Genomic DNA, 3,150 nt, shown 5'->3' on the forward strand with positions numbered 1-3,150 from the left:
GCCCCGTAGCGCACGCCGACCAACGCGATCACGTCGCCGGTCTGGACGATCCCGTCGACCGTCTTCATGGCGTCGGTCCACGTCTCGACGGCCTCGAGGTCGAGGGCTGCTTCGGGGCGTGCGGCGCGGAAGCGGTCCTCGACCTCGAGGCGGTCCTCCTCCGTCACGACGACCAAGATGCGGAGCCCCTTTTGCGCGGCCAGCACCTTCAGGGCGCGGACCGCTCGGGCGAACCCGGCCTCTCGGTACAGGAGCGGTGGAACGATCACGACCAACCTCGTCGCCGCGGCGAGAGGCGCGACCAACCGGGCCACCACCACCATCGACCGGCTCTCCTCCAAGACGCCGTCGATGACCTGGCCGAACACCAAGGCGCCGGGCGAGCGCTGTCCATTCCAGCCCGCCACGATCTCGGACGCCCGCAGCTCACGCGCGCCTCGGACGATGCCGCGGACCGGGTTGTCGTCGATGCGGACCGTTGGGGAGACGGGGACGGAGGCGGCGGTCGCGTGCAGCACGGCCTTCTCCATCAGGCGTTCGGCCAGGGCCACGTTCTCGGCCTCGTCAGCTCCGCCACGGGCGACGGCGATTGGGAAGACGGGCTCCTCGCTGTCGGGACTCCGCAGCAGGAGCGCCAGTTCCATCAGGTCGGCGGCGGTGTCGGGGTTGGCGAGCGGCACCACGATCCGCTCCGGCGCCGAGGCCGGCTCGTAGGGCCGGTCCGCCTCGGCGAGCGCTACCTTGCGGCCGAAGAACTGGACCAGGCTCGGGCCGAGCAGACACGTTAGGACGATGACCAACACGACGGCGTTGACGGCCGTCTGGGTAAACAGGCCGATGTCGAACCCGATCAGCGTGACCGCGAGCGTCGCCGCGGCCTGAGGAAACGTCAGCCCCGCGACGGTCAGCCCTTCGTTCTTGGTGAACCCAAAAAACGGGATACCCAGCAGCGCCGCGCCGCCCTTGCCCAGGATGACGACGGAGGTAAAGAACAGCGCCAGCCCCCAGACCTCGAGGGAGCCCAACACCGCGACATCGACCAGCAGGCCGACCGAGACGAGGAAGAACGGCACCAAGAACGCGTTGCCGACGAACTGCAGCCGCGTCATCAGCGGGCTCTGCTTCGGGATCAGCCGGTTGAGCGCGATGCCGGCCAGGAACGCGCCGATGATCGGAGCCAAGCCGGCAAGAGACGCGGTCCAGGCAGAGAAGAAGACCATCGCCAGCAGGAACGCGAACGCGGCATCGTCCTCGCGTCGGACGCGGCGGAAGAACGCGCGCGCGGCCTTCGGCAGGAGCCACAGCACGGCGAGCGCCCAGACGATGTCCTTGAGCGCGAACGTCAGCCAGAACTCAGCGTCGGCCTCTCCGCTCGCGACGCCCTGAACGACGGCCAGGACCAGGAGCGAGAACAGGTCCGTGACGAGCGTCGCGCCGGTCGCGATCACCAGCGACTTGTTTTTTGCGATGCCCAAGCGCGTCGCGAGCGGGATCGCCAGCAGGGTGTGGCTGCCCACGATGGAGCCGAGCAGCGCCGCGGCCGGAAACCCGTAGCCCAGGATCCGGGGCGCGAAGATCAGCGCGAGGGTCATCGGCAAGGCGAACGACAGCGCGCCGAACAGCAGCGCCTTCGTCCTCTGCCGGGCGAACTCGGCCAGGTCCAAGGTGATGCCCGCCATGAACATCAGGTACAGCAGCCCAAAGGTGCCCAGCAGCACGAACGTCGCGTCGCGCTCCAGCAGCCCCGTCATGCTCGGCCCCGCGACCGCGCCGAGAGCGATCAGGCCGACCAGCCCCGGAATCCGCAACCGCTCGAACAGCAGCGGCCCGACCAGCAGGATCCCCATCGTGATCGCGACGATCAGGACGGGGTCGGTGACGGGCAGGTCCGGGACGGGGAAGTCCACACGCAGAGCGGAGAGGAGCCCCGAACCTACCGCCCTGCAGATCGCCGTAGGATGCATCCACCGTGCCATCGCCCTCGAGGACGCTCGCCCTACGTTCGGTCACTCACTCGCAGCACCCCCGCTATGCGCTGGACCCTTCTGCTCCTCGCCGTCGCCGCCTGCGACAACTCGCCTGAGCCGGCCAACAGCAGCACCCTCCCCGACTTCGGCGACCCTTACGCCACCGTGGGCAGCGTCGCCCTCGAGGGCGACGACCTCGAGGTCACGGTCCGGTACAGCGGCGGCTGTGAGGAGCACAGCTTCCAGACCAGGACGCGACCGGCGGACGGGTTCACCGAAGTCTGGCTCACGCACGACGCGAACGGCGACGCCTGCGAGGCCTTCATCACGACGACCGCGTCGGCCGACCTCGAGGGCCTCGACGGCTCCGTCGTTCTCCTGGCGCCGGACGGCGAGCGGATTCCTGTCCGCGACTAGCGAGCGAGCCACCCCAGCACGCGGGCGGTCACGGCTGGGCTGCGGACCAAGTCAAAGTGGTTGATGCCCTCGAGGACGTGCTGGCGGTCCGGCGCGACCTCGAGGACGCGTTCGGGGTCGGGGTGCCGGCCCAGGGCGCTGTCGAGCCGGACGAGGCCGTCGCCCAGCGTTCGGTCGGGCAGGTCCGCGCCTGTCGGGGACGCCGCGATCATGTAGACGTCGACGCCGGCAGGAAGCGGCACGTGACGCCGGCGGTCCTCGCCGCGCTCGAAGCGGTCACGGTCGGCCCAGTCGTCCTCGTGGACGCTGCCGAAGCGCAGGTCGGTGACGCCCGCGCTCCGCGCCTTTCCGAGCCGGGCGTAGGGCTCGAAAAAGCGGTTCGACCCGAGCAACCCGTCCACCACGTTGCCCAGCCGCTCGAGCGGCGCCCCGTGGTGCGGCGTCCCCAGCGTCACCAGCTCGACCTCGAGGCCGAGCCATTCGTGTTCCTCGACGCGTGCGACCTCGAGGGCGGACCGCGCAACCAAGCCGCCCATGCTGTGGGCGACGAGGACCAAGCGGCGCGGGCTCGGCCTCGAGGACGCGAGCCGGTCGAGGAGGCCGGCGAGGTCGCGGCCGTTCTGGGACACGTGCCGGCCGCTGTTGTACCGCACGCTGAGCGGGACGGCCCTCAGCCCGCGGGCGAGCTCGGCGGTCATGTCGTGCTCGGCGTCGCCCCAGCGGCCGTCGTGCATGCACAGGCCGTGGACCATCAGCAAGAGCGTGT

General features: G+C 70.3%; 3 protein-coding genes. 1 reads left to right on the plus strand and 2 read right to left on the minus strand.

Features of this window, described 5'->3' with window-relative positions:
- On the minus strand, window positions 1-1,907 hold a 1,907-nt coding region (locus tag WBA11_RS08875; protein WP_424520340.1), incomplete at its 3' end, for a cation:proton antiporter.
- Between the two features lie 123 nt (window positions 1,908-2,030).
- Between WBA11_RS08875 and WBA11_RS08880 the strand changes: the two genes are divergently transcribed.
- Complete coding sequence (locus WBA11_RS08880; RefSeq protein ID WP_424520341.1) at window positions 2,031-2,384, plus strand: hypothetical protein; 354 nt, start codon at window positions 2,031-2,033, stop codon at window positions 2,382-2,384.
- Here the strand turns inward: WBA11_RS08880 and WBA11_RS08885 are convergent.
- A partial coding sequence (locus WBA11_RS08885) for an alpha/beta fold hydrolase (RefSeq protein WP_424520342.1) occupies window positions 2,381-3,150 on the minus strand: 770 nt, incomplete at its 5' end. The two genes, WBA11_RS08880 and WBA11_RS08885, sit on opposite strands and share 4 nt — an antisense overlap.

Source organism: Rubrivirga sp. (genome assembly GCF_049648075.1).
Classification (GTDB): domain Bacteria; phylum Bacteroidota; class Rhodothermia; order Rhodothermales; family Rubricoccaceae; genus Rubrivirga.

Excerpts from the sequence above, each read along its gene's own strand:
- WBA11_RS08880 (WP_424520341.1), top strand. The coding sequence starts at position 2,031 with ATGCGCTGGACCCTTCTGCTCCTCGCCGTCGCCGCCTGCGACAACTCG.